Source organism: Psychroflexus aestuariivivens (genome assembly GCF_004010055.1).
Lineage (GTDB): Bacteria > Bacteroidota > Bacteroidia > Flavobacteriales > Flavobacteriaceae > Psychroflexus > Psychroflexus aestuariivivens.
In genome coordinates this window covers 1-4,262 of the sequence record NZ_RQVT01000035.1, presented here as the reverse complement: position 1 = coordinate 4,262, position 4,262 = coordinate 1, and the positions used below count along the sequence as shown (strand labels likewise).

The 4,262-nt window shown below is 31.5% G+C and carries 2 protein-coding genes; both read left to right on the top strand.

Features of this window, described 5'->3' with window-relative positions:
- Positions 1-237: 237 nt before the first annotated feature.
- On the top strand, positions 238-3,285 hold the full coding sequence (locus tag EIG86_RS07035) for an Eco57I restriction-modification methylase domain-containing protein (RefSeq protein WP_127845463.1): 3,048 nt from the start codon (positions 238-240) through the stop codon (positions 3,283-3,285).
- Between the two features lie 351 nt (positions 3,286-3,636).
- Positions 3,637-4,185, top strand: coding sequence for a hypothetical protein (locus EIG86_RS07030; RefSeq protein WP_127845462.1), 549 nt, complete (start codon positions 3,637-3,639; stop codon positions 4,183-4,185).
- The last annotated feature ends 77 nt before the right edge of the window (positions 4,186-4,262 follow it).

The window sequence follows — 4,262 nt, the reverse complement described above, 5'->3', positions numbered from 1 at the left end:
GCTTGTGGCTCAACCGAAAAATTAGCGCTTTTTTGCACGCTACTTGTCATATACACGCACGTTGTGTGTAATGTAAAAATCGTGCTAAAATTGAACATTTGAACTAAAAAAGCCAACGCTCAAACAGCACATTTATTTTTTTGCCAACGCGAAATGCCAACGCTGAAAAAAATAAAAGAGCTGTTTCTTGCCAACGCTCGGAATAATATTAAATTTGAGAAAAAAGATTAAAATTTTATGAGCTTATTTCAGAACTCTGTTCTAAACAAATATTTAAAAGGATTGGAGTCCGAAAAAGTCAATCAAGCTTACGAGCGATTTACAAGCTATTTCCATAATCCGACCATTCAAGAAAACATACGAAATTCCAAAGAGGAACAATATCAAGGCGAATTTCTAATTGACCTTTTTGTAAACGTATTCGGATACGTTAAAAACCCAACACCTGACTTTAATCTCACAACGGAATTAAAAAACATAAAAGGTTCTAAAAAAACTGATGGAGCAATTCTAAAAGGAGAAAAAGCACTTGCAGTAATTGAACTGAAAGGTACAAACACAACCGATTTAAGCAAAGTAGAAACCCAAGCATTTGGATATAAAAACAACCAACCAGGTTGTAATTATGTAATAACTTCTAACTTTGAAAAGTTGCGTTTTTACATTGACAACGCAGTTGACTTTGAGGAATTTAATTTATTTCAACTTTCAAAAGAACGTTTCGACATTCTTTGGCTTTGTCTATCATCAGAATATCTTTTAAGAGACATTCCTAAAAAGATTAAAGATGAATCTTTAACACAAGAGGAAAACGTCACCAAAAAATTATACAAAGATTACGCTTCATTTAGAAACGAGATTTTTGATGCCATCCAAAAAGAAAATCCCGAATACGACAAACTAACATTATTCAAAAAAACGCAGAAGCTACTCGACCGTTTTCTATTTATCTTTTTCGCAGAAGATAGATTATTATTGCCACCAAACTCAATTCGTTCAATCGTAAACCAATGGACTGATTTACGTGATAAATATGATGAGTATTTCCCTTTATACGACCGATTTAAAAAGTATTTCGGTTATATGAACACAGGACACAAAGGACAACAACACGATATTTTTGCCTATAATGGTGGACTTTTTGCACCTGACGAGATTTTAGACAACATCAAAATTAATGACGATTTACTTTACAAACACACGGTTAATTTAAGTAACTACGATTTTGAGAGCGAAGTAAGCGTAAACATTCTCGGACACATTTTTGAACATTCGTTAAATGATATTGACGAAATTCAAGCCGAAATTCAAGGAGTTGCATCTGAACAGAGCAAAACCAAACGTAAAAAAGATGGTGTCTTTTACACACCAAAATACATTACCAAATATATTGTAGATAATACTGTTGGTAAACTTTGTGAAGAAAAGAAAACAGAACTTGACATACAAGAAGCAGAATACGAAAAAGAGCGTAAAGGAAGAAAGAAAACAACACTCAAAAACTTAACTCAAAAATTAGAAGATTACAGAAAATGGTTATTACAAATTACCATTTGTGACCCAGCTTGTGGTAGTGGAGCTTTTTTAAATCAAGCTTTAGAATTTTTAATTGCAGAACATCAATATATTGACGAATTACAAGCCAAACTCTTTGGAGACGCAATGATATTGAGCGAAGTAGAAAATTCCATTTTAGAAAACAATTTGTTCGGTGTAGATATAAACGAAGAAAGTGTAGAAATCGCAAAACTCTCGCTTTGGTTAAGAACTGCACAAAAAGGCAGAAAACTAACTTCATTGAATGATAATATAAAATGTGGCAATAGTTTAATTGACGACCCAATTGTTGCAGGAGACAAAGCCTTTAATTGGCAAAAAGAGTTTCCTGAAGTATTTGCAAAAGGTGGCTTTGACGTAATCATTGGAAATCCACCTTATGTAGATATTAAAGCTTTGGATAATGATTTAGTCAAAGCATTATTTGAAAAATATGAGACAACTGAAAACAGAATTAACCTCTACTCTATTTTCATTGAGAAAGGGTATGACATTGTAAAAGAATATGGTTTTTTATCATTTATTAATCCTAATTCCATTCTTGTAAACTCTTCTTATAAGAAGATTAGGAAAATGCTCTTGGACGATATGACAACCATTATAAAACTTCCTGATGATGTCTTTGAGGATGCAACAGTAGAAACTATAATATTTGAGTTTAGAAAAAAATCTTCTACCAATGAAGTTGATACTATCCTTTATAAAAAAGATGAAAAAATCAACTATGTAGATGATTTAAGAAAGAAGATAATTTCAAAATCAAATTGGAAACAAAATGACAACTATAATTTCAACATTTATGTAAGTCCAGAGCAATTTGAATTATTGCAAAAAATCCCAAAAGATTCTATTGATTTAGGGGAAATTGCTGATTTCACTTTAGGTATAACGCCTTATGACAAATACAAAGGACATTCGCAAGAAATAATTAAATCAAGAGGTTTTCATTCAGACACTAAAGATAGTGATGTATACAAACCATTAATAAGTGGTGGTAATATTGAAAGGTATTTTGTTTCTGATGAAATAAAGGAATATATCAAATATGGAGATTGGCTTGGAGCACCAAGAGATGAAAGATTTTTCAATTCACCAAGAGTTTTAATAAGGCAAATAGTTTCAGGTAAACCACCAAGAATATATTCAGGTTACACCGACAAGCCACTTTACTACACGCAAATTGGTTTTGGAATTATACCTAAACCTGACACAGTCAGTGTAAAATCTTTGTTAGCATTATTAAACTCTAAATTGATTAATTTTTATCACAAGTATTCGTTTCTTGATTTAGAAAAAGAACTTTTTCAAAAAATCCTCATAGCCAATTGTAAAAAATTTCCTATTTCAAATAAACTATTCAAGGAGCCTAAACATTTCAATCAAATAATTGACAAAATGATTGAACTTAAAGAACAAGAAAATCTATTGATAAATGGCTTTGTTGAGTTGTTGCAATCTAAATTATCAATTAATAAACCTTCCAAGAAACTTCAGAATTGGAACTTGTTGGGTTTTGGTATTCTTTTAAAAGAATTGAAAAAATTGAAAGTACGGTTGAGTTTAGAAGAAGAAGCTGAATGGATGCAATATTTTAAAACACAAAAGCTAAAAGCAGAGCAATTAAAAACAGACATTGAAAAAACGGAAAGAGAAATAGACCAAATGGTTTATGAATTGTATGGACTGAATCAAGAAGAAATAAACATTGTGGAAGAAGCCAACGCATAAGCCATACACATTCGCAATTCGCTAAAGCCAACGCTACGCCAAAAATTGCAAAAGAGTATGTCTTGCCAACGCTCACATTTGAACTAAATAACAAACATCGGAAAACCAAGCAGAACGCAAAAACACTACACACAACAACGTGTATAAAACATAGCTATTATAGGCTTTCCGAGAGGTTTTTTGTATATTTACAAAGTACGCCAAATTTTTTATTTGGTTATATTTAGAAAAGAAAATTAAACATAAAAATAAAAAATTCGGCTCGTGCTAAATCCGAAAAGTTAGCGTTAATTTATACGCTACGTTTCATACACAAGACCGTTACCACACATTTGAAAAAATCGTCACTAATTGAATATCCTGAAAAAAATATTATTAATAATTGGAATTTTTGCAATAATAGGATTTGCTATTATTTGGGATATAGCTGACAGAGGACAATTCTACTCGAAACACATTCCGACTGACGAATTGAACGAATTTTATATGCGTAAAACGACCGAACAACAAAAAAAGGCGTTTGAAAAGAATTTCGGATTTGGAAAATATAAATTCCCAAGAGAACACGTTGCGAAAATTAAGCTGTTTAAGAATAACTTTCTAACGAGTCGTTTGACTTCCAAAACTGTATCGGAATTGAATAAGGCTGATTTGATTACATTTTTCAATAATCCAAGCAATTTCAATTGGTCAGAGACTACTTGGAGTTTATCTGAATCGGAATATATTTTGAGATTTTACAACAAAGAAAATAAGGAAATAGGAAAGGTTTGGTTATGTTTGGAAAGTTGTGGAATGACAGAATCTGAACCATTTTCACCGAATATGAAATATGGTGGATTAAGTAAAATTGGAAAAGAAAACTTGAATTTTATATTAAACGAAATATTAACTGAATAAAAAAAACGTGTGGTAACAATGTATAACCGCAATTACGGCGGATTCGACTACGTCCGAATCCACTCGGAATTGCTAAC